This window comes from Rhodococcus sp. MPR-R1B, assembly GCF_058793255.1.
The window spans coordinates 223,132-244,349 of sequence record NZ_JBXAFO010000002.1 but is presented as its reverse complement, the minus strand read 5'-3'; the positions used below and the strand labels follow the sequence as shown (position 1 = coordinate 244,349).

The 21,218-nt window shown below is 62.6% G+C and carries 22 protein-coding genes; 15 read left to right on the top strand and 7 right to left on the bottom strand.

Annotated elements, in window-relative coordinates:
• Nucleotides 1-15 precede the first annotated feature (15 nt).
• From AC1Q61_RS03850 to AC1Q61_RS03835, 4 genes are all read left to right on the top strand, one after another.
• Nucleotides 16-753: an AzlC family ABC transporter permease gene (locus AC1Q61_RS03850; RefSeq protein WP_020970518.1), complete on the top strand. Its 738-nt coding sequence runs from the start codon at nt 16-18 to the stop codon at nt 751-753.
• The gene (locus AC1Q61_RS03845; protein WP_141488508.1) at nt 746-1,075 is read left to right on the top strand and encodes a branched-chain amino acid transporter permease; all 330 of its coding nucleotides are present in this window, start codon (nt 746-748) and stop codon (nt 1,073-1,075) included. The genes AC1Q61_RS03850 and AC1Q61_RS03845 overlap by 8 nt, the downstream gene beginning before the upstream one ends.
• Before the next feature lie 140 nt (nt 1,076-1,215).
• Nucleotides 1,216-2,349: a Nickel transporter NicT gene (gene nicT / locus AC1Q61_RS03840; protein WP_492650932.1), complete on the top strand. Its 1,134-nt coding sequence runs from the start codon at nt 1,216-1,218 to the stop codon at nt 2,347-2,349.
• Between the two features lie 127 nt (nt 2,350-2,476).
• Entirely contained in the window at nt 2,477-2,878 is a 402-nt protein-coding gene (locus tag AC1Q61_RS03835) for a hypothetical protein (protein WP_021345310.1), read from the top strand.
• Nucleotides 2,879-2,902: 24 nt separating this feature from the next.
• Here the strand turns inward: AC1Q61_RS03835 and AC1Q61_RS03830 are convergent, their stop codons facing one another.
• Nucleotides 2,903-3,364 (bottom strand): hypothetical protein, encoded by a 462-nt coding sequence (locus AC1Q61_RS03830; protein WP_029256051.1) that lies wholly within the window; start codon nt 3,362-3,364, stop codon nt 2,903-2,905.
• Nucleotides 3,365-3,447: 83 nt separating this feature from the next.
• Nucleotides 3,448-4,239 carry a MerR family transcriptional regulator gene (locus AC1Q61_RS03825; protein ID WP_024487274.1) on the bottom strand — a complete coding sequence of 264 codons (792 nt, stop codon included), beginning with the start codon at nt 4,237-4,239 and terminating at the stop codon, nt 3,448-3,450.
• 246 nt (nt 4,240-4,485) lie between these two features.
• Between AC1Q61_RS03825 and AC1Q61_RS03820 the strand changes: the two genes are divergently transcribed.
• A complete protein-coding gene (locus AC1Q61_RS03820) occupies nt 4,486-4,713 on the top strand; it encodes a hypothetical protein (protein WP_020970523.1) in 228 nt (75 codons plus the stop codon).
• Between the two features lie 94 nt (nt 4,714-4,807).
• Here the strand turns inward: AC1Q61_RS03820 and AC1Q61_RS03815 are convergent, their stop codons facing one another.
• Nucleotides 4,808-5,224, bottom strand: a complete 417-nt coding sequence (locus tag AC1Q61_RS03815; protein WP_003940106.1) for a DUF7144 family membrane protein — start codon at nt 5,222-5,224, stop codon at nt 4,808-4,810.
• A gap of 147 nt (nt 5,225-5,371) precedes the next feature.
• On the opposite strand from AC1Q61_RS03815, the gene AC1Q61_RS03810 reads away from it, so the two are divergent.
• Entirely contained in the window at nt 5,372-6,004 is a 633-nt protein-coding gene (locus tag AC1Q61_RS03810; protein WP_029256052.1) for an alpha-ketoglutarate-dependent dioxygenase AlkB, read from the top strand.
• On the opposite strand, the gene AC1Q61_RS03805 is transcribed toward AC1Q61_RS03810, so the two are convergent.
• Nucleotides 5,997-7,535 (bottom strand): AMP-binding protein, encoded by a 1,539-nt coding sequence (locus AC1Q61_RS03805; RefSeq protein ID WP_133727966.1) that lies wholly within the window; start codon nt 7,533-7,535, stop codon nt 5,997-5,999. The two genes, AC1Q61_RS03810 and AC1Q61_RS03805, sit on opposite strands and share 8 nt — an antisense overlap.
• Nucleotides 7,532-8,359 carry a crotonase/enoyl-CoA hydratase family protein gene (locus tag AC1Q61_RS03800; RefSeq protein WP_019744984.1) on the bottom strand — a complete coding sequence of 276 codons (828 nt, stop codon included), beginning with the start codon at nt 8,357-8,359 and terminating at the stop codon, nt 7,532-7,534. The genes AC1Q61_RS03805 and AC1Q61_RS03800 overlap by 4 nt, the downstream gene beginning before the upstream one ends.
• Before the next feature lie 105 nt (nt 8,360-8,464).
• Between AC1Q61_RS03800 and AC1Q61_RS03795 the strand changes: the two genes are divergently transcribed.
• Nucleotides 8,465-9,238, top strand: a complete 774-nt coding sequence (locus tag AC1Q61_RS03795; RefSeq protein WP_019744985.1) for a hypothetical protein — start codon at nt 8,465-8,467, stop codon at nt 9,236-9,238.
• 22 nt (nt 9,239-9,260) lie between these two features.
• Here AC1Q61_RS03795 and AC1Q61_RS03790 read toward each other — a convergent pair whose 3' ends face one another.
• Entirely contained in the window at nt 9,261-9,953 is a 693-nt protein-coding gene (locus tag AC1Q61_RS03790; protein ID WP_029256054.1) for an SDR family NAD(P)-dependent oxidoreductase, read from the bottom strand.
• 134 nt (nt 9,954-10,087) lie between these two features.
• On the opposite strand from AC1Q61_RS03790, the gene AC1Q61_RS03785 reads away from it, so the two are divergent.
• The 8 genes from AC1Q61_RS03785 to AC1Q61_RS03750 all read left to right on the top strand — a co-directional run bounded on the left by AC1Q61_RS03785 (nt 10,088) and on the right by AC1Q61_RS03750 (nt 19,902).
• Nucleotides 10,088-11,005, top strand: a complete 918-nt coding sequence (locus AC1Q61_RS03785) for a LysR family transcriptional regulator (RefSeq protein WP_020970528.1) — start codon at nt 10,088-10,090, stop codon at nt 11,003-11,005.
• Nucleotides 11,006-11,144: 139 nt separating this feature from the next.
• Nucleotides 11,145-12,521, top strand: coding sequence for an MFS transporter (locus AC1Q61_RS03780; protein ID WP_020908842.1), 1,377 nt, complete (start codon nt 11,145-11,147; stop codon nt 12,519-12,521).
• A gap of 63 nt (nt 12,522-12,584) precedes the next feature.
• On the top strand, nt 12,585-13,466 hold the full coding sequence (locus AC1Q61_RS03775) for a shikimate dehydrogenase (RefSeq protein WP_133727967.1): 882 nt from the start codon (nt 12,585-12,587) through the stop codon (nt 13,464-13,466).
• 44 nt (nt 13,467-13,510) lie between these two features.
• Nucleotides 13,511-15,463 (top strand): oxidoreductase, encoded by a 1,953-nt coding sequence (locus tag AC1Q61_RS03770; protein WP_042921743.1) that lies wholly within the window; start codon nt 13,511-13,513, stop codon nt 15,461-15,463.
• Nucleotides 15,460-16,284: an aldo/keto reductase gene (locus AC1Q61_RS03765; protein WP_492650933.1), complete on the top strand. Its 825-nt coding sequence runs from the start codon at nt 15,460-15,462 to the stop codon at nt 16,282-16,284. The genes AC1Q61_RS03770 and AC1Q61_RS03765 overlap by 4 nt, the downstream gene beginning before the upstream one ends.
• Nucleotides 16,284-17,378: a Gfo/Idh/MocA family protein gene (locus tag AC1Q61_RS03760; protein ID WP_492650934.1), complete on the top strand. Its 1,095-nt coding sequence runs from the start codon at nt 16,284-16,286 to the stop codon at nt 17,376-17,378. The genes AC1Q61_RS03765 and AC1Q61_RS03760 overlap by 1 nt, the downstream gene beginning before the upstream one ends.
• Complete coding sequence (locus AC1Q61_RS03755) at nt 17,375-19,102, top strand: FAD-dependent oxidoreductase (protein ID WP_070795805.1); 1,728 nt, start codon at nt 17,375-17,377, stop codon at nt 19,100-19,102. Before AC1Q61_RS03760 ends, AC1Q61_RS03755 begins: the two co-directional genes overlap by 4 nt.
• Nucleotides 19,099-19,902, top strand: coding sequence for a sugar phosphate isomerase/epimerase family protein (locus AC1Q61_RS03750; protein ID WP_141488502.1), 804 nt, complete (start codon nt 19,099-19,101; stop codon nt 19,900-19,902). The genes AC1Q61_RS03755 and AC1Q61_RS03750 overlap by 4 nt, the downstream gene beginning before the upstream one ends.
• A gap of 54 nt (nt 19,903-19,956) precedes the next feature.
• Here AC1Q61_RS03750 and AC1Q61_RS03745 read toward each other — a convergent pair whose 3' ends face one another.
• Nucleotides 19,957-21,045 (bottom strand): 3-deoxy-7-phosphoheptulonate synthase, encoded by a 1,089-nt coding sequence (locus tag AC1Q61_RS03745; RefSeq protein WP_492650935.1) that lies wholly within the window; start codon nt 21,043-21,045, stop codon nt 19,957-19,959.
• Nucleotides 21,046-21,218 lie beyond the last annotated feature (173 nt).

The following is a 21,218-nucleotide window of genomic DNA, read 5'->3' as shown; positions in this document are numbered from 1 at the left end:
TTATAGATTTGCGTCGTGATCGAACCAGCATCGTCGACGGCCGCGCCTGCCGTCGAACTCTCGCCGCGAACCCCGGCGTGGCGGCACGCCTTCCAACTGTCGCTGCCGGTCGGATTCGGCCTGCTCCCACTCGGGATAGCCCTGGGCGTTCTTGTGGTCCAACAGGGCCTCAACCCTTGGTGGGCAGTCGCTTTCACCTCGCTGATCTACGCCGGATCGCTGGAGTTTCTCGCCGTCGGAATGGTCGCGGCCATGACACCACTGCCGTACGTCGCGCTGACCGCACTGCTGGTCAACTTTCGACATGTGTTCTACGCCTTGAGTTTTCCGCTGGAAAAGATTCGCAACCCCTTCGCCCGCTTCTACAGCATGTTCGCGCTGACCGACGAGGCCTATGCGATGTCGGTAACTGCCGATCCCAAGGCACTCACCGGACGCGTCATCGTCTACTCCCAGCTGTACCTCCACGGCTACTGGATCGGTGGCGCGATCCTGGGCGCGACGGCAGGACAGTGGATTCCGGACTCGATAGTCGGTCTCGACTTCGCTCTGACCGCACTGTTCGTCGTCCTCTCGATCGAGGCAATTCGCGCACAAAACGGATTCGCGGTGCCGGTCGCTGCGGTCACCTGCGCTCTGGTCGCCCGGCTCGCAGCCCCGGATCACATGCTGCCAATTGCAATGGGCGCCTTCGTGCTCTTCCTGATCGGCCGCTTTGTCTACGACTCACGAAAGGCGAAGATCGATGCCTGACACCTCGTACATCTTTGCGGCGGTCGCAGTCATGGCCGTGGTCACCTTCGCGCTGCGCGCAATCCCCTTCGCCGCGCTCATGCCGCTGCGCTCCTCCGCCCTGGTCGGCTACCTCGGCATCTACATGCCGGCCGGCGTCATGCTGATCCTCGTGATGTATTCACTCAAAGGGGTGTCGATCACCGCCCCGTCCCACGGCCTCCCCGAACTGATTGCAGTGTGTGCCACAATCGCCACGCACCTGTGGCGAAAGAATGCCGTCCTGAGCATCGTTGTCGGAACGACGATCTACGTCGCGCTGGTCAATACCGTGTTTGCCTGAGCGTTTCCCATCCGGGAGCAAAGCAGTTTTACTCCCGGATGGGTGATTTGTAACCTCCAGGCGCTTATCTGAACAGTTGAACACTTATACGATTTCAGTAGGGTGGCCGCCGGCCGCGACTGAAAGATCGGTGAGGTTCGATGTCCACGACAATGACCACGACGGGCACCCGAATCGCCGGCGCTTGGCACAGTCTGGATCGAGGCCAGCGTCGAAGCATCATCGGAATGACCGTCACCGTCGTTGCACTCAACGTCGTCGGGTGGGCAGTTCTGCTCGGTCTGGTTGTCCCCGGCCACTACACGATCGAAGGCAGTGTCTTCGGCATCGGACTCGGTGTCACGGCGTACACGCTCGGCATGCGCCATGCTTTCGACGCCGATCACATCGCCGCCATCGACAACACCACTCGGAAGTTGGTGGCGGACGGCAAGAAACCGATGTCCGTCGGTTTCTGGTTTTCACTCGGGCACTCCACCATCGTCTTTGTTCTCGTCGCACTTCTGGCGTTGGGTGTGCGGCAACTTGCCACCAGCCTTTCCGACGACAACTCCGATCTGGAGAGGTGGACCGGCTTGTTCGGCACCACCATTTCCGGAACGTTCCTGATCTTGATCGGCCTCCTGAATCTTTTCTCTCTCATCGGGATTCATCGGGTGTACACGAAGTACAAGGCCGGAACCTTCGACGAGGAGCAACTCGAGAAGGAACTCGACAGCCGCGGCGCCCTCAACAAGATCCTGGGCCCGGTGATGAAGATGGTTCGCAAGCCCTGGCACATGTACCCGGTCGGCCTACTGTTCGGACTGGGATTCGACACCGTCACCGAAGTGGGGCTGTTGGTGATCGCCGGCGGCGCGGCAGCGACAGGGCTCCCGTGGTATTCGATCCTCGTTCTACCGATACTCTTCTGCGCCGGGATGTCTCTGTTCGACTCGATCGACGGATCGTTCATGAACTTCGCTTACGGTTGGGCATTTGCCCAGCCGGTACGAAAGATCTACTACAACATGGTGATCACCGGACTCTCGGTGGCAGTGGCACTGCTGATCGGGACCCAGGAAATCATCTCGATCTTCACCGACAAACTCGACATTCACGACGGGATTCTCGGCGCCATCGGGAACTTGGATCTCGGCGCGATGGGCTTCATCATCGTCGGACTCTTCGTTGCCACCTGGATGATCGCCCTCCTCGTGTGGCGGTACGGCCGCATCGAAGAACGGTGGCAGGCACAATCCGTTGCCGCCGCACCTCGATCGACCGCTGAATAGTTTGGCAATCCGAGTCTTCTACGCACATTCAGTGCGTTTCCCACATTTATCGGAAGACGCGTCCCGCGGAGTTGGCGAGATGCAATAGTGGAGTTCGAACGGGGTGAGCCCCGGCTAGGAGAAAACGGTGCGGATACGTCATGCGGTAGTGGGTGTGGCAATCACGGGACTTGTTCTTGCAGTGGCAGGCTGCGGTAGCGGCGACGGCGAAGCTGCCGAAGGACCAGGGATCGCCGTGGCGGCGGGAACCAAGCAAGTTCCCGACCGGGTGACCGTGCATCGACCTGGCTTCATCGACACCAGCATTTCCCCGTTCGACGTGCCTGCATGGCCAGGGCCGCACCCCTCCGAATTCCTCGAGCCCAACCCGCCGTCGGGCGAGAGCGGTGAGATCGCCGGCGACCAAGCTGCGGCAACGTACGCGGCCTCGCTCGACAACCCCGGTGCACTATGGAATGTCGGTGGCACGGTGCAGTGGCTGGTTGTCGATCCGTTCCGTGAAGGTCTTCCACCGAGGTCTCCGCACTGACCGGATCCAACGATCGTTGCGAATTCAGTTCGGCGCCAATGCAGCACAGAACTCGCCGGGTTGATCGACATGCAACCGCAGCCCACCGATCGTGGTGGGACTGGCCTTCGAGAGCCGTTTCGGGAGCGTGACCGAGAGCGGCCGATCGAAGTCTATGTCCACGACAGTGCCGTCGGGCCCCGGCAGAACCAAGCGATCGTCGACAATCACATTTGCTGTCTCACCGAACCTTCGGACCATGCTCGCCCGCGAAATCCGTGATCGGTCCACCTCGACTCGAATGCCCGTGCCGGATCGAAACACTACCGTTCGAGCCGAGACGAGGTGCGGGTGCACGACGCGTCCGGCAAGCCAACCGCCAATCGCAATCAGCGACAACACCGTTGCAACGAGCAGCACGACGCGAAGCCACTGCCACGGCACCAGGAAGTGAATCGCTACGGCCTCGATCACACTCGCCGCAACAAATGCCACCGGTATCGACATTGTCCCCCTCGCGTAGCCGAAAGTCGCTGTATCACTGGAACCTCCGTCTCTCCGACCCGTCGAGAGCAACCACAGTGATCGGATCACGCCGTACCGCCTGACATGAGACGTGTTGCGACGCGCGCGACCACTTCACGTTGCGCTGGATCGGGCACCAGGTCCGCGATCCCAACCGAGAATCCCACACCTGCGGAGTCTCCGTCTGAGTACACATCGCCGAGCACCCCGTCCAGTGATTCCTCCAGTTCGTCCGACAAGTACGCGATCTCGTCTGCAACCTCGGCTACCTCGCGCCCAGACAGAGCGGCGAAACGACGGTACAGATCGACAATTCTCTTCCGGTCGCCCTCGTCGGACAGCAATCGCGCAGCCGTGGAGAACAGTTCGTGTGGCGCTGCTCCCGAGATCGCCACCAATTCCCACATGTCGCGTTCACGCTCGAACAGACGCCGAACCGAATCCGTCGGGGACGACGCGATCAACTCGTCGAACGCAGACAGCAACTCCACCGGAAGCGGCGAGACCACCCGGCCGGCGCCTCGCGCCGAGAGCATTTCCTGGAGGCGCACTCGCTGGTCTGCGAGGACGCGCTGTTTCCGGTCTATCTCCGCGATCAGGGAGGAAAGATCTTCGGCGAAGTCGTCCGGTTCTCGTGCATCGATCGGCTTCGGTTCGATCATCGCGGCAATGGATCCGAGTGGAATGCCGGCGGCGGAGAGCCAACGAATGCGCATCAGCCTGACCAGATCGGGAAGTTCGTAAGTTCTGTAACCGTTGGACAGTCGTCTCGGCTCGGCCAGCAGCCCCAGTCGGTGATAGTGCCGAACGGTCCGCGGAGTGGTGCCTGCCGCACTGGCCACGTCGCTGATTCGCATACGAACAGCATCAACTATGACGCTACGTCATAGTCAAGGCCGGCATGCCGGCCTTGAGGCCTAAGGTCCTGTTCTGCCTGCCAATAGTTTCGCAGACGAATTTCGCGGGTATTGATCACTTGCGGCGGCGATTTCCAGAGCGAGGGGTCAGCCGCGCAAGGTCTGCCCCCGGCTGTCACTCGCCGGGTGGCGGGCCGCCAAAACCAGCGGGCCGCCGAAAACAATCTGTGCCAGGCGATGATTTCGATGCAAACGACACGACTCGACACCATCCTGATTCTGATCGTCGGGACGGCAATCGGACTGAGCGTCTGGCTGGCCACGCAGGAACCATTCGCGTCGATCGGACTCGGAATCGCAACGGTGGTGATCTGCTGGATCTCTTGCTCGATGATCCACGGCTTCCCACACCGATCGACGAAGGACATGCGTCCGCGCGAGAACCAGGATCGCGAGTCACCGAAACGGCGCTGACGCCGTGTAGGGATGAGGCCGACCGTGGAGGCCCGGACACAGCGAAGTGAGTGGTTCACCTGTCGCAGGTGAACCACTCACTTCGGTCAGAGGATCACACCTCGTCAGGTCGCCAGGTCGCGACGGCCCAGATCACGGCGACGTCGAGGGCGATGATCACGATCGACCACAGCGGGTAGTACGGCATCCACAGGAAATTCGCCACGATCGAGAGCGCCGCGATCACGAAGGCCATGCCGCGGGCCCACGTCATGCCGACGAACAATCCCAGCGACACCGCGATGCCGATGATTCCGAGCACGATGTGGATCCAACCCCATGTCGTGACATCGAATTCGAAGGTGTAGTTGACTCCGACGATCAGCAGGTCGTTGTCTGCGAGAGCCGCGATGCCCTGGAGCAACGCGACGATTCCCGCGACGAAGAGCAGGCAGGCTGCCGCCACCGTGGTCCCGATGGCAAAGCCTTGTCGGACAGGATGGTTCGCATGAGATTGGTGCGGAGCAGTCATGACGTCCCCTTCTTCGGCGAAATAGCGTGAGAACAGTATTCAAAGGTTCACGCCGACGGACATCACCCAGCAAGGATGAACAGCCGTCCAGCACTGCAATCAAAATTCATGGGAACATATGTTCGATTTCGGTGTACGGTGGAGCCTATGACCGCCACGATGCAACCGTCTCTGTTCGACAACGGTGACCTCGGCGTTTCTTTGGCCGATCTCGACGGCACGGTGCAGCGACGTATTCTCACCGCCGGCGCATGGGTCGACCATCGCCCGGCCTGGCTGACCGGATCGGAGGCCGTGTTCGACAATCTGGAGGCTACGGTGCCGTGGCGTTCCGAACGGCGTCAGATGTACGACCGCGTTGTCGACGTCCCTCGTCTGGTGTGTTTCTACGCAGAGAATCAACCACTGCCGGACGCGCTTCTCACCGAAGCCAAAGACGCGCTGAGCAGTCACTACTTCGACGAACTCGGTGAACCATTCGCCACGTCGGGTCTGTGTTTCTATCGCGACGGTTCCGACAGCGTTGCCTGGCACGGGGACGACACGGGACGAAGTCGCACCGAGGACACGATGGTGGCCATCCTGTCTCTCGGTGCGGCTCGCCCGCTCCTATTGCGCCCTCGTGGGGGCGGCGAATCCATCCGCTTCAATCTCGGACACGGAGATCTACTCGTCATGGGCGGATCCTGCCAACGCACGTGGGAACACTGTGTCCCGAAGAGCGCGCGGGCCCTCGGGCCGAGAATCAGCGTTCAATTCCGCACTCGCGGAGTTAGATAGCGTCGCGGAGTTCGTCTCGCAGCGCCTTCCGATTGAGCTTGCCGACGGCCGTCTTCGGTATGGATTCTGCGAAAACAACCCGACGCGGCTTCTTGTACGACGCCAGTCGCTCGCCGACGTGCGCGACCAATGATCCTTGGAGCGCGTCATTTTCGACGGTCCCGTCCTCGAGTACCACCACAGCCGTGACCGCCTCCACCCACTTGGCGTCGGCGGTACCCACCACGGCGACCTCACGGACAGACGGATGCGTCAGGAGTGCGTCCTCGACTTCACGGGGGTAGACGTTGTATCCGCCGCTGATGATCATGTCCGAAGCTCGGTCCTTCAAGAACAAGAATCCTTCGGCGTCGAACTGACCGATGTCACGGGTGTGAACCCAGCCGTCTTCGGTGAAGGTGTCCGCATTCAGTTCCGGTGCATTGAAGTATCCGGCGATCGCCGATGGCGAGCGGATCACGATTTCACCCGGTTCTCCCTGGGGCACTTCGTTTCCCTCGCCGTCGAGCAGCCTGATCTCGACGTCGATGGCCGGCTGACCACAGGACAGCAGGCGATCTTCCGTGTGATCTTCGGGCCGTAAGACTGCAATACACAGCGGTGCCTCGGTCTGCCCGTAGTACTGGAGAAAACGGTGTTGCCCCCACGCCTGCATTGCACGTTCGATGGTGGCCAGCGGCATCGGCGACGCACCGTAGATCACGGATTTCAGACTCGAGATGTCTGCGCTCGCAAAATCAGGGCGTTCGAGGAGCATCTGAATCATCGTCGGCACCAGATTGATTGCCGTAGCCCGATGCTCGGTTATCGAGTCCAAGAAGGTCGACGGGTCGAATCCGGGAAGGATGACGGTCTTGCCGCCACGCAGCCAGAACGGAAGCACGAAGACACCGCTGGCATGAATCAGTGATGCCGCGTGCAGCATCGTATCGTCCTGAGTCGCCGGAAGCAGATTGAGCAGAACATTGCGGCAGATGCCGGCGTAGCTGCGCTGAGTGTGCTGCGCGGCCTTCAATGTTCCCGTGGTCCCGGAGGTGAACAGCGTCAGGATCACATCGTCGGGAGCTAACTCGACGTCCGGTGTGTCCGAAGGCATGCTCTGTGCTTGGTCGAGCAGCGAACGCTGCCGCGCCGAACCTGTTTCCAGCCCGATGAACGTACGTTCGGGGAACCTGGCGGACAGTTCAGCGGCGCGGACGGCGAGGTCACTACCGAAGACGACGTGCGAGGTGTCGGTGTCCTCGAGCATTCTCGCGTGCTCGTCGAGCGAGAGACGCGAGTTGAGCGGAACCCTGTTGATGCCGGCTTTGACACAGGCAAAATCGACGGGGACGCTGGCAAGAGAGTTGTTGACCAGCAATGCAACCCGTGCACCACGCCCGATACCGAGGGCGATGAATGTGTGCGCCAATCGGCTGCTGAGTTCGTCCACTTCCGTGAACGTCATCGATCGATCGCCGAAAACGACGGCTGTTCGCGATCCGTGCTGTCGCGCACCACGGGCGATCAGGTCTCTGGTTATGGGCATCATGGTTCAGTTTCCTCGTTCGAATTCGGGTTGTTCTCGAACCGGCCGTGCCGGCCGGCGCCCGCGGCGAACGCAGCAGCGCCGCGCACACCTTCAGCGATGACAATGGGATTTCCCGCGACGCCCTCGGCCCGCAGTGCTTCGGCAAGTGGTAGATCAAAAGATCGGTAGGCCGACGCGCGATCCGCGAGCATGCAGAGTTGAGGGAAAGCGGACAACTGGTGCGCAAGCTCCTTGGCTGCCTGGAGTGACTGCCCCACTGGAACAACACGATTGGCCAGTCCGAAGGCCAGCGCCTCCGGAGCGTCGACCGGGCGACCGGTCAAGATCATGTCGAGCGCTCGCCCCTGCCCGACGATTCGCGGCAGTCGCACGGTCCCACCATCGATGAGAGGAACTCCCCAGCGCCGGCAGAAGACTCCGAAGACGGAATCCTCCTCGCAGATCCTCAGGTCCGCGAGCAATGAAAGCTCGAGCCCTCCTGCAACCGCGTATCCGCTGACGGCGGCGATCAATGGCTTGGACAACACCAACCGACTCGGCCCCATCGGGCCGGTGCCGCCGCCTTCCGGATGCAACTCGTGCACGCGGGCGGGGTCGGAGACTGCGGTCAAATCCGCACCGGCACAAAATGTGCCGCCCGCGCCCCACAGAATCGCCACCTTCTGACTCTCGTCCGATTCGAACTCCAGGAAGGCATCACGCAACTGCGCCGCCATCGGCCCGTCCACCGCATTCTTGCGATCAGGGCGATTCATCACGATGACGGTGACGCCACCGTCACGCTCCACATAGACATCGCCACCTGGTCGATCGGAGTCGGTCACGATATTTCCTCACTGCTCGCGGATAAGGTTTCCCGGTACCCACCATGCCACTTGTAACAGAATTTGTCAGGAGTTGTTCAAAAGTTGTTACAAACTGATCGAGGAATGTCCGCAACCCGAGTTGTGCTGGACCTCGCAACGGCGAGTCCGGACACCGAGTTCAGCACTGCAGTGCTGACCCGGGCCGGCGAGATCGTCGGTGTCAGCGCATCGAGCGTTCGCGTGGCAACGGGCCGCCTGTGCCGCGAGAACAAACTGCGTCGCACCGCTCGTGGAACGTACGTCCTCAACCCGGACGGCATCCCCACCTACAGCGAGGTCGAGGGGTGGCGAACTCGTACCGATCGCATACGCCCCTGGGACGGCACGTGGATAGCCGTCGAGCACTCAGCGCTCAAACGAAGCGACCGCACTGCCGCCCGAAGACACGATCAGGCGCTGCGCCTGGCGGGCTACGAGGAGTGGAAGCCCACACTCGCCGTCCGCCCGAACAATCTGCTCGGCGGCACGGACAGCGCCCGCCGCACTCTCCGCCGACTCGGCGCCGCCCCCGAATCGGCTGTCATGGAAATCGCTCACCTTGCCCCCGAGGATGATTCGACAATCCGCACACTCTGGAACTCGGAAGCACTGTTGGTCGACATCGCCGAGGCCCGTGAAGCACTCACACAGGCGCAAACACGCCTGGCGACAATCAGTCGCGAGGAGGCTGCCCGTGAATCACTTGCCTTGGGCAGCGCGGTGATCGCGGTCATCGTGCGCAATCCGCTCCTTCCGGAAGAACTCGAACCGACGCAGCCACTGCGTGAACTGATCTCGCACATGCTCGAGTACCAGGACGCATCTCGCGAACTGTGGCAGTCACTGCTCCAGTTCTGATCGACTTCTTCCAGAAGGTAATTCAGTACGTTGCGCGGCCACCGCTGGCGTCGTACACAGCACCCGTCGAGTAACTCACCGCCGACGACGACAGCCAGGAGATCAATTCGGCGATCTCGTCGGCCCGCCCCATCCGCGCCATCGGCGTCAAAGACTGCGAGCGGGCGAGGATGGCCGGATCGGTGCCGGCATTCATAGGACTTTCCACGGCCGCGGGAGCAATCGCGTTGACCAGCACACCGGCGGTGGCGACCTCTTTGCCGAGCGACTTCGTCAGCGCGACGACTGCCGCTTTGGACGCGGAATATGCACTCTGATTCGGGTTTCCGTCCTTGGCAGCAATACTCGCGAGATTGACGACCCGCCCCCACCCGGACGCAACCATCCCCGGCACGAACGCCCGGCACATCAGGAATGTCCCTTCGACGTTGATGCGGAACGTACGCCGCCAAGCCGCGAGGTCGACGTCGACGAGTGGCGCTGATGGTCCTACGATTCCCGCACTGTTGATCAAGATGTCGACTCTGCCGAGTCTGGTTCGAAGCGCATCGACTGCTGTCGGATCACTCACGTCGAGTTGTTCGTCCGCACCCTCGGCAAGATCTGCCGTTACCACCCGAACTCCCCTCTCCGTCAGCAGCTTTGCACTGGCGGCGCCGATTCCGCTCGCACCGCCGGTAACGAGCGCGGTGACACCCTCCGGGTAACCCTGCATCGCATTCACTCCTGAGTTTCTGTGCGCTTCGCACTCAATTTATGTTGCAAACAGGCATAATTGCCGTCACACTGTGTAGAAATTCTGAATATATGGCGTTTGTTGTCAACGTCAAATACCTGGAGGCCTTGCCGATGGAAACCCGCTGGTTGCACGCGTTTGTCGCGGTTGCGGAAGAACTTCACTTCGGGCGGGCCGCATCACGGCTCCAGATGGCCCAGTCGCCGCTCAGCCAGATGATCCGAAAGCTCGAAAAGGACATCGGCGTCAAGTTGTTCGAACGAAGCACTCGCAGCGTCGCACTCACATCCGGCGGACATGCCTTTCTCCCCCACGCCTATCGCGTCATCGAGAACATGGAGACGGCACGACACGCTACGCGCGCGTCGTCGGGAGGCGTCTACGGACGAGTCACAATCGGGTTCACCGGAGTGCTCAACTATCAAGCACTTCCGCCACTCACCCGCGCGTTGCGTCAGCGCTATCCGGAAGTCGAACTGACACTCCTCGGCCGGATCATGACGCGCGACGCGGTCATTCAACTCGAGAGCGGCGCCCTCGACCTCGCCTTCGTCGGACTACCGGTGGAATCCGCATCACTGTCTACCCGGCTGATCCGACGGGAGGCGTTCGGCGCCGTACTTCCGATCGACCATCCCCTTGCCGAGAGGGACGCGATCGATCTCCGCGAATTGGCCGACGACGGATTCGTGACCACCCCGCTCTCAGCCGGCTCCGCCCTCCAGGAAACCGCGATGCGCGCCTGCATGAACGCAGACTTCAGGCCTCGCGTGGTTCAGGAAATCACCGATCCGTACATGATCCTGATGCTCGTTGCCGCCGGCGTCGGTGTAGCGCTGATGACGTCCGGCATGGCTGCTATCACCCCACCTGGCAGTGTGTTCGTCCCACTCACCGGCGAGCCGACGTTCATGAATCACGGAATTGCCTGGTCACCCCGGCATATGACCGATGCACTCGCCGTCGCACTGGAGACGTCCGAGGAGATTCTGCCGACGCCGGAGATTGAGACCAAAAACGTCATTATCTGAGACTCATTTAGTGTTGGACGCGCCATAGTCCTTCGTGGCACTGTCGTCTCAGCCGCCGAAAGGTGAGGGACGTCACCGATGCGTGGTGCATCACCAAACGTGCCGCCACGGCCGGCCCATCGGGACGAAAGGACTTCACATGGCACCACCGATCAACTCCACCGGTTCCACGCACTCCACTGCGGAGCACCCGAATTCGAATGCGCGCCGCGCCGCCGTTTCGGGCTTCCTCGGCAGCACCCTCGAGTACTACGACTTCTTCATCTACGGCTCCGCAGCCGCGCTCGTGTTCCCCAAGATCTTCTTTCCTGGCGGCGGCTCGACGGCAACGCTGCTCTCGATCAGCACCCTGGGCGTGGCCTACGTCGCCCGCCCACTCGGCGCAGTGCTGTGGGGACACCTCGGCGATCGGTACGGACGCAAGAACGCGCTTCTCGCCTGCCTGCTCCTCATGGGTGTTGCGACGGTCATCGTCGGTTGCCTGCCGACCTACGACCAGATCGGCATCGCCGCGCCGATCATTCTCGTCTTGCTTCGCCTTCTTCAAGGGCTCTCTGCCGGCGGTGAATCACCCGGCTCTTCGGCACTGACGCTCGAACACGCACCTGATCACCGTCGTTCGTTCTTCACCTCGTTCACCATGAGCGGGATCATGTTCGGCATCGTCGTCTCCAGCCTGGTATTCATCCCAGTGGCGAGCCTGCCCGACGAAGACCTCTACTCGTGGGGTTGGCGAGTTCCCTTCTGGCTCAGCATCATCGTGACCGTCGTCGCGCTGTGGCTACGTCGCGCCCTGGATGAGCCCGAGGTATTCGAGGAACTCAAGGAACAGGACGAGACGGCCGGAATTCCCGTCGTCGAGATGTTCCGCTCGCACTGGCGCACCGTGATCCGTATCAGCATGAGCTCGACCTTCGCGATGATCAACACCATCGTCAACGTCTTCGCCCTGGCGTACGCCGTCGAATCCGGCTTCGAACGCTCCACGATGCTGTGGGCCATCGCGACCGCCAATTTTGTTGCCGTACTGACTCAGCCGCTGTTCGGCATTCTCTCGGATCGCTACGGACGTAAGCCCATCTTCGTCGTCGGCGCCATCGGAGCCGGCCTGATGATCTTCGTGTTCTTCCATTCGATCGGAACCCAAAGCGTCCCCATGGTCTTCGCTTCGGGAATCGTCATGATCGGAATCTTCTACGCGATGCCCAACGGCACGTACCCGGCATACTTCCCGGAGCAGTTCCCCGCGAAGGTCCGATACACCGGAATGGCCGTCAGCCTCATGCTCGGACTCCTTGTCGCCGGCTTCACGCCGGCTATCGCCCAGGCGATCTCGGCCGGAGACAAGAGCAACTGGACACCGGTTGCATGGATGTGCCTGGGCTTCGCCGTCATCTCCGCCATCGCGGCAATGACCGGACCGGAAACGTACCGCACGCCCACAGCAGAACTGGGCCAACCGAAGCCGAGCCTGCCGATCAAGCAGGACTCAGAGCTCACCAGCAACAACGCTTGACCGGACCGGCCCCTCGCGATGAATTGCCGCGAGGGGCCGTCCCCACTTATGCAGGAGAATGTCATGACTACCGAATACACACGTCACCGTATCGGCCTTGTCGGGTCGGGTATCGCCACCTCACTCTCGCCCGCGTTGCACGCACACGAAGCAGCAGCACTCGGACTCGACGATTACAGCTACGAACTGATCGATCTCGAGAACCTGAACATCTCGGTCGAGAAAACCGGTGAGGTGGTGCGTGGCGCCGTCGCGGGCGATTTCACCGGACTGAACATCACCCACCCGTGCAAGCAGGTTGTCGTGGACGCGCTCGACGAGCTGTCCGACAACGCGCGGTTGCTCGGTGCCGTCAACACGGTTGTGGTCGACAACGGCCGTTTGATCGGCCACAACACTGACCACAGCGGATTCCTCACAGCACTGCAGCGCGGTTTGCCCGACGCCGCCTTGGACCGAGTGGTGCTTGCCGGGGCAGGAGGGGCGGGTTCCGCTGTGGCATACGCACTCGCCGCCGCCGGTACCACGGATCTTCGCATCGCAGATATTGATCCCGATCGCGCTGCCGATGTGTGTTCTCGCGTCGCCTCGGCCTTCCCTGGCACGCGCACAACGGCTTTGGCGATCGGTGAGATATCCCTTAACCTGACGACGTGCGACGGCGTCGTCAATGCATCTCCGATCGGCATGGTGGGTCACCCCGGAACTCCCTTCGACCCTGCGGCGTTGCATTCCGGATTGTGGGTCGCTGACATCGTTTATCGACCTATGCACACCGAATTGCTCGACGCTGCAGCTGCTCTCGGATGCGCGGTTCTCGACGGTGGGCAGATGCTGGTGGCTCAAGCCTCTGACACCTTCACACTCCTGACCGGTGTCGAAGCCGATACGGATCGCATGCGCAGCCATCTGAGCGAGCTGCTCTCCGAGACGGCATGCGCATGAGCACAACCGAACACCTACTTTCTCGCGAAGTACCAGGAGCACTGATGAATGTGACTGCGCCTTTCGCCGAACCTCTCGACATGGGCAGCGTCCGCCTCCGGAACCGGTTCGTGTCCGCCCCGATGGAACGCAACTACTGCGAAGTCGACGGCACCATGACGGACGAGTACATCGCGTACCTCGCCCGCCGCGCCGAAGGTGGTGCTGCACTGATCTTCACCGAAGCCAGCTACGTGCGTGCCGACGGCAAGGGACGCATCCGGCAGATGGGCGTCGACGTCGACGAACGGATTCCCGGCATCAAGAAGATGGCCGACGCGATCCACGCTCACGGCGCCCTCGTCGGAGTCGAACTCAACCACGGTGGACGTACGGCGCAAGGTTCTGTCAGCGGGTTTGTTCCCGTTGCCCCGACACCGATTCCGTGTTTGGTTGTCGGCGGCGAGATGCCAGAACAACTCGACGGCGACGACATCGAGCACATCATCGAATGTTTCGGTGAAGCCGCGGCACGCTGCCAGCAGGCCGGCGTCGACGTCATCTCCCTGCACGGTGGCCACGGGTATCTGATCCACCAGTTCCTCTCCCCTGCTTACAATCACCGCGACGACGAGTGGGCCGACCCCACCTTGTTCGTCAACAAGGTCATCGCCTCCGTCCACGAGCACGCACCGGGAATCACTCTGGGACTCCGATTCTCAGCCTTCGAAGGCATCGACGGCGGACTCGACGCCGAGATGACTCGCGCTCGCATCGGCGCCATCGACACCGACCGACTCGATTTCCTCGACGTCTCGGCCGGCAACTACGAAGCGGGACAGTGGATCATCCAGCCCGGTGAATGGTCCCGTGGACTCCTCGCGCCGTACTCCGAGCAGTACCAGCGCGACTTCGACATCCCGGTTGGTGTGGCCGGACGCATCACGTCGCCGGAGATCGCCGCGCAGATCATCGAATCCGGGCAGGCCAACTTCGTCAGCATGGCCCGTACGTTGCACGCCGATCCGGACTTCCCGAATCGCGCTATCGACGGTGGCCGCTACCGCCCGTGCATCGCCTGCAACTACTGCATCGACAGCCTGGCTGCCGGTCCCATTCCCTGCTCTGTCAACCCGTGGGTCGGACGTGAACTGGATCAGCCCACAAAGCCGGCTGATGCCACCGTGCGGGTCGCCGTCATCGGTGCCGGTCCGTCCGGAATGGCCGCTGCCCGCGACCTGGCACTTGCCGGTCATCGCGTCGACCTGTACGACGAACGCCCCAGCCTCGGTGGCGACTTCGCTCTGGCATCGAAGCTGCACGAATATCCCGAATACGGGCGGATCGTGGACTGGTACCTCGCGGAACTGGCCGAACTCGGGGTGCAGTGCCACACCTCGACCAGAGCTGACGCAGCATTGCTCGCAAACAGCGACTTCGACGCGATCGTTCTTGCTGCCGGTGGGCACGGTCCCGTGACTGACCTCCCCGGCGCGCAGACCCGAACCGTCCGTGACGTTCGCGAGTTCCTTGTTTCCGGAGATCCGGCCCCCGAGGCAATCACCATTTTCGGCGCCGACCGCGAGGCTGCTGCCGTCGCAGACGATCTGCTCCAGAAGGGCACCCAGGTCGTCATGATCGGGCCGCAGGAAACCATCGCGCACGACGTCGGCCGACGCGGCAAGATCGTGCTGCTGCCGCGCCTGGCCGCAAGTGAGAACCTCACGACCTACCTGAGCTCGATCGTCACCAAAGTCGACGCCGATCGGGTCATGATCTCGACAGGCGGTGTACTGAGCGAAGTCGACGCCCCCGGCGAGCTGCTGATCTCGCAAGGCGTCGAGCCGCGTTCGGAACTTCTTGCCGAACTCCGTTCACTGGCACCACGACTCGGAGTACATACCGTCGGCGACGCGAGCGGTGACGGCGGGTCCATCCATGCCGCACTCGTGACCGCAGCCGACGTTGCCGTCGCGATCACCGCCGCCGCTGCGGCACGTCAGGAGGTTCACGCATGACCACACAGGCAGCCACACCCGTGGCAACTGCATTGCCGCCCATTGGACTCGGAACCTGGCCCCTGGTCGGTGCCGACGCCACGAACTCGGTTCTCTCCGGCATCGAGGCCGGGTACCGCCTCATCGACACCGCCGCGATCTACGGCAACGAGGACGCCGTCGGCGTAGCGTTGGCGGAGTCGGGCCTACCGCGAGAAGAACTGTTTGTCACCACCAAACTTCGTGGAAACGACCAGGTTTCCGGTGACATCCGCGGAGCGCTCGAGCAGAGCCTGGAACGACTGGGACTGGATCAACTCGATCTGTTCCTGATCCACTGGCCGCTCCCGCGAATCGATCGTTACGTTGCGTCGTTCGAGGCGATGCTGGCCTGCCGCGACGCCGGACTGGTTCGGTACGTGGGTGTGTCGAACTTCCTCGAGCACCACCTGCGCCGCGTCGTCGCCGAAACCGGCGAGGCACCGGCAGTCAACCAGATTCAGATGGACCCGTCGCTCGCGCGAATTCCTGTGCGCCGCGCCAACGACGAACTCGGAATCTTCACGCAGTCGTGGAGCCCGCTCGGCCGCGGCGATGTTCTCGACAACGCCGTGGTCGGGGAGATCGCCGGTCGAATCGGTTGCACACCAGCTCAAGTGGTCCTCGCTTGGCACGTCGCGCAGGGTGTGGTTCCGGTCGCGCGATCAGCGAACCCGACGCGTCAGGCCGAGAACCTGGCAGCACTCGACGTGACCCTCTCCGGCGAGGACATCGAAGCACTGAACAGTCTCGACCGCGGCGAGTCTGCGGCGCGGGACGTCGAAGCAGAAGATCATTTCTGATGACGTTGAAAGTCGGAATCGTCGGCTGCGGCAAGATCGCCGGCAACCATGCCCGAGCCCTGCAGCAAGTCCCCGGCGTCGAGGTAATCGGCTGCTGCGATCCCGATCTCGGACGCGCCCAGGAGTTCGCGGCAGCGCACGGCATTCCCGCAGCCGTGAGTTCAGTGGAGCAACTTCTCACCCTCGGACTCGACGCCTGCACCGTTTGCACGCCGCACCCGGTACATGAAGAGGTAGTCGTGGCCGCTGCCGAAGCGGGTGTACATGTGTTGTGCGAGAAGCCCATCGCGGTCGATGTTGCTGCCGCCGACCGCATGATCGAGGCCGCCGACCGCGCCGGTATCACCTTCGGCGTCCTCTTCCAACGTCGCTTCTGGCCGGCCGCGCGTCGGATCCGGGACGCCATCGACGATGGCCGTATCGGACTGCCCACGCTCGGCGAGGCGTCGGTGATCCTGCACCGCCCATCGAGTTACTACTCGGCCGACGCGTGGCGCGGACGCTGGGACACCGACGGCGGTGGCGTGCTCATGACGCAGGCGGTGCACCAGATCGACATGCTGGCCTGGTTCATGGGCGAGGCCGTCTCGGTCAGCGGCTTCATCCGCACCCACACCCACGGTGAGCACATCGAGACCGAGGACAGTGCGTCAGCTGTAATATCCTTTGCTTCGGGCGGCACCGCCACCGTCACCGCGACTACCGGTGCCAATCACAATCTGGGCAACCGCGTGACAGTGATCGGGCGCACCGGCGCCATCGCCAGCGTCCTCGAATTTCCTGAAGGGCACGAGGGTGTCAACGAAATCTGGACCGTGCCCGGCGAAGTGGAGTTCCAGTCGCCGTACTCTGCCGACATCGACGCCAATCTCGATGTGGGAGCGGTCAATGCGGCACTGACCGACTTCCACACCCTGCAGGTTCAGGACTTCGCCGACGCGGTCCTGACCGGGCGCGAACCCGCCGTCACCGGACGAGACGCCCGCGCGTCACTTGCCATCATCGCCGCAATCTACGAATCGTCACGAACCGGGAAGGTTGTCGATCTGACATCGACACCGACCCTCGCAACAACTGCCAAGGAGCAGAAATGAGTAGCAGTACCCCCCTCACCTACGACGTGGTTGTCGTGGGCTCCGGCGCAGGCGGGCTTTCCACAGCAATTGCCGCAGCACATGGCGGCGCGTCGGTACTCGTTGTCGAGAAGGCCGACACCTGCGGCGGCGCAACGGCCTGGTCAGGCGGGTGGATGTGGACCCCGCGCAACATGTTTGCCATCGCCGACGGGGTTGTCGAGGATCGTTCGGCGCCGCGGACATATCTGGAGAACCGACTCGGCGACAACTTCGACGCTGCCAAGGTGGATGCACTCCTCGACGGCGCACCGGAGATGGTCGAGTTCTTCGAACGCAAGACTGCACTGAAGTTCGTTCCCGGAGCCAAGATCGCCGACATTCACGGCGACACACCGGGAGCCGGCACGGGTCATCGTTCCGTCGGACCGAAACCGGTGAGCTTGCGAAAGCTCGGACCCGACGTCGCGGCGCTGCTCCGTCGACAGTTGTACGAGACGTCATTCCTCGGAATGGGCATCATGGCCGGCCCCGACCTGCAGGCATTCCTGCACTCGACTCGATCGCCGAAAGCATTTGTGCACTGTGGCGTTCGCGTGACAAAGCACATGTTCGATCTCGCCACCAAGCGTCGTGGCCAGCAACTCGTCAACGGCACTGCGCTTGTCGGCATGATGCTTCGCTCAGCGCTCGATCTCGGCGTCGAGATTCGGGTGAAAACGTCGGCAACATCGCTGCAGACTGACGATGACGGTCGCGTTGTCGGTGTCCGCCTCGAAGGTCCGGATGGTGCGTACTCGGTAACTGCCACGCGCGGCGTCGTACTGGCCACCGGCGGCTTCGCCCAGGACATCGACCGCCGACGTGAACTGTTCCCCCGTACCCCCACCGGAAACGAGCACTGGTCACTCACTCCGAAGACAACCACTGGCGACGGCATCACCCTCGGCGAATCCGTGGGTGGTCGCCTCGACCGCACTCTTGCCTCCCCCGTCGCGTACTGCCCCGTCTCCATCGTTCGTTATCGCAACGGCAAGGAAGGGGTGTTCCCGCACATCCTCGACCGCGGAAAGCCCGGTGTCATCGGAGTTCTCGCGAACGGCAAGCGTTTTGTCAACGAGGCACTCGGCTACCACGACTACACACTCGCGATGGTCGAGCAGGTTCCTGAGGGCGAAGAAGTGTGCTCGTGGTTGATCGCCGATCAGCAGTATGTGCGCTACCTCCCGCTGGGCATGGCCAAGCCCCTGCCGATCCCGATCCAGCCGTACCTGCGCTCGGGATACCTGACACGTGGTCGCACCGTTCGCGAACTGGCAGAGAAGATCGGCGCTGATCCGACGCAGTTGGAGAAGACAATCGAGGCATTCAATGTCGGGGCCGTGGCCGGTGAAGACCCCGAGTTCGGTCGCGGCACAACACCGTTCAACCGGGGATCCGGCGATACCGCCAACCCCTGGCCGAACCCGTCGCTTGCACCCTTACAGAAGGGTCCGTACTACGCGGTGAAAGTGGTGCCAGGGAGTTTCGGGACCTTCGCCGGACTGGTGACGGACTCGTCGTCGCAGGTGCTCGACGACAACGACCGCCCCATCGAGGGATTGCTCGCCGTCGGCGTCGATCAGGCCAGCGTGATGGGCGGGCACTACCCGTCCGGCGGCATCAACCTCGGCCCGGCTATGACGTTCGGTTATCTGGCAGGTCGGGAACTGGCCGGAGCCAAGACAGTTGGAGCGCACGCATGACACTCTCACTCGGACTGGCAGCCCTCACAGTGCTCGATACCGCACCGATGCAGCACGTCGACTTGGCGGAAAAACACGGCTTCGACACCATCGGTATCCGTCTGATGCCCGCGGCACCGGGCACTACGGCGTACCCCCTGCACGAGGACAAGCAGGGGTTGAACGAATTGGTGCGTCGACTAGGCGATTCACCCGTTGAGGTATTCGACCTCGAAATCATCCGCCTTGCAGCCGACTTCGACTCCACCGACTACGTTCCGCTTCTCGAAGCGGGTGCACAGCTCGGAGCCAAAGCCGTTCTGGTGGGCGGCGACGACCGCGACCGCGCTCGGCTCACGGACTCCTATGCCCGCCTCGCTGAACTGTGCGCGAACTACGGCATCGTCGCCTCGCTCGAATTCATGCCGTGGACTGCGGTGCCCGATGCGCGTGCGGCCATCGAGATCGTCTCGGCGGCAGACGGTCCGGCTCGTAGTGTCCTGGTCGACGCACTCCACACCGACCGCTCGGCGACCACGCTGGAGGATCTTGCGTCCATCCCGCGCGAGTGGCTTCACTACGCCCAGATGTGCGACGGTTCGACCCCCGCTCCTACGGATGACGCAGAACTGATCCGTCACGCCCGCGAAGAGCGTCTGGTGCCCGGCACCGGCGGCATCGCCCTGGCCGACATCTGGTCGACATTGCCTGCCGGACTGCCGGTCAGCATCGAATTGCCCAACGAGCCGCTGCGCCGCGCCGTCGGCACGGACGCCTGGCTGAAGCGCCTGGTCGAGGCCACGCGAGCAGTGTTGGCCTAGCGGCCCTGTGCGCGTTTAGCGAGTCCAGGCACTCCCTAAACGCGCACGGGGGCGTCAGCCCCTCCGAGCCGCAACGGCCTGCGCCAGACGGTCCAACTGCGCTGCGGTGGTGGACCAGTCGATGCACGCGTCGGTGATCGACTGACCGTAGGTGAGCTCGTCCGCCTTACCCAAGGTCAGGTCCTGACGGCCGGCCTCGATGAAACTCTCCAACATGACGCCGGCGATTCCCTGCTCACCCTCGGTCAGACGTCGGGCAATGTCGTCCAGCACGATGACCTGACGCTCGTGGTCCTTGCTGCTGTTACCGTGACTCGCGTCGATGACCACGCGCTCGGGCAGGTTCGACTTACGCAGGCGAACAAGGGTATCCGCGACGGTCTCGGCATCGTAGTTCGGTCCGTCGCTGCCGCCACGAAGAATGACATGGCAGTCCGGGTTGCCCGCGGTCCGAATCAAGGCAGCCTGGCCGTCGAGATCCGTTCCGGGGAACACATGGCTCGCCGCCGCGGCGCGGGTACCGTCGACGGCTACCTGCACATCACCTTCGGTGGAATTCTTGATGCCGACGGGCATGGACAGCGCGCTGCACAGCTGACGGTGAACCTGACTGGCGGCGGTCCGGGCGCCGATCGCACCGTAGCTGACCAGGTCGGCGATGTACTGCGGCATAATCGGATCAAGGAACTCGCAGCCGACAGGCAGGCCCAGACTCGACACGTCGAGAAGCAACTTGCGGCCGATACCGAGCCCGGTGTTGATGTCGAACGTGCCGTCGAGGTGGGGGTCGTTGAGCAGGCCCTTCCACCCGAGAGTGGTGCGAGGCTTTTCGAAGTAGACGCGCATGACGATGTGCAGATCGTCCCGCAGTTCTTCGGCCTTGGCAGCCAACCGGCGGGCGTAGTCCATCGCCGCTTCCGGATCGTGCACGGAGCACGGACCGACAACGACGATCAATCGATCGTCGTCGCCGTTGAGGATGTTGATCGTGTCGGCCCGACCGGTGCGCACGGTTGCGGCCGCGACCTCGTCCGGAGCGTGCTGAGCACGAACAGTCGCCGGTGACACGAGCGGACTGATACTCACAGTGCGCTGATCGTCGAGGCTGTCCGAAGCTGCGGTGGTGTCGATGGTGACAGTCATGGGGTTTTCGGTTTCCTGTTCTCAGGCCGACCCCAGAGATGAAGAGAAACTCCAGCGAGCCGGTCTGTAGTCCGGCTCTTGGGTGGAGGTTGTCAGCGCGTGGTTACGCCGGCAGGCCCACCCGGGGCCGGCCTGCTAAACCAGAAATAGACGCGCTGCATGACGGCCACGAT

What these genes read in the sequence shown, in the direction of transcription:
- AC1Q61_RS03825 (WP_024487274.1), bottom strand. Translation starts at nt 4,239, where the DNA reads ATGCGAATCAGCGACGTGGCCAGTGCGGCAGGCACCACTCCGCGGACC.
- AC1Q61_RS03765 (WP_492650933.1), top strand. Translation starts at nt 15,460, where the DNA reads ATGACCACACAGGCAGCCACACCCGTGGCAACTGCATTGCCGCCCATT.
- AC1Q61_RS03770 (WP_042921743.1), top strand. Translation starts at nt 13,511, where the DNA reads ATGAATGTGACTGCGCCTTTCGCCGAACCTCTCGACATGGGCAGCGTC.
- AC1Q61_RS03780 (WP_020908842.1), top strand. Translation starts at nt 11,145, where the DNA reads ATGGCACCACCGATCAACTCCACCGGTTCCACGCACTCCACTGCGGAG.
- AC1Q61_RS03775 (WP_133727967.1), top strand. Translation starts at nt 12,585, where the DNA reads ATGACTACCGAATACACACGTCACCGTATCGGCCTTGTCGGGTCGGGT.
- AC1Q61_RS03785 (WP_020970528.1), top strand. Translation starts at nt 10,088, where the DNA reads ATGGAAACCCGCTGGTTGCACGCGTTTGTCGCGGTTGCGGAAGAACTT.
- AC1Q61_RS03750 (WP_141488502.1), top strand. Translation starts at nt 19,099, where the DNA reads ATGACACTCTCACTCGGACTGGCAGCCCTCACAGTGCTCGATACCGCA.
- AC1Q61_RS03755 (WP_070795805.1), top strand. Translation starts at nt 17,375, where the DNA reads ATGAGTAGCAGTACCCCCCTCACCTACGACGTGGTTGTCGTGGGCTCC.
- AC1Q61_RS03810 (WP_029256052.1), top strand. Translation starts at nt 5,372, where the DNA reads ATGACCGCCACGATGCAACCGTCTCTGTTCGACAACGGTGACCTCGGC.
- AC1Q61_RS03830 (WP_029256051.1), bottom strand. Translation starts at nt 3,364, where the DNA reads ATGTCGATACCGGTGGCATTTGTTGCGGCGAGTGTGATCGAGGCCGTA.
- AC1Q61_RS03845 (WP_141488508.1), top strand. Translation starts at nt 746, where the DNA reads ATGCCTGACACCTCGTACATCTTTGCGGCGGTCGCAGTCATGGCCGTG.
- AC1Q61_RS03790 (WP_029256054.1), bottom strand. Translation starts at nt 9,953, where the DNA reads ATGCAGGGTTACCCGGAGGGTGTCACCGCGCTCGTTACCGGCGGTGCG.
- nicT (WP_492650932.1), top strand. Translation starts at nt 1,216, where the DNA reads ATGTCCACGACAATGACCACGACGGGCACCCGAATCGCCGGCGCTTGG.
- AC1Q61_RS03795 (WP_019744985.1), top strand. Translation starts at nt 8,465, where the DNA reads ATGTCCGCAACCCGAGTTGTGCTGGACCTCGCAACGGCGAGTCCGGAC.
- AC1Q61_RS03745 (WP_492650935.1), bottom strand. Translation starts at nt 21,045, where the DNA reads ATGACTGTCACCATCGACACCACCGCAGCTTCGGACAGCCTCGACGAT.
- AC1Q61_RS03820 (WP_020970523.1), top strand. Translation starts at nt 4,486, where the DNA reads ATGCAAACGACACGACTCGACACCATCCTGATTCTGATCGTCGGGACG.
- AC1Q61_RS03815 (WP_003940106.1), bottom strand. Translation starts at nt 5,224, where the DNA reads ATGACTGCTCCGCACCAATCTCATGCGAACCATCCTGTCCGACAAGGC.
- AC1Q61_RS03805 (WP_133727966.1), bottom strand. Translation starts at nt 7,535, where the DNA reads ATGATGCCCATAACCAGAGACCTGATCGCCCGTGGTGCGCGACAGCAC.
- AC1Q61_RS03760 (WP_492650934.1), top strand. Translation starts at nt 16,284, where the DNA reads ATGACGTTGAAAGTCGGAATCGTCGGCTGCGGCAAGATCGCCGGCAAC.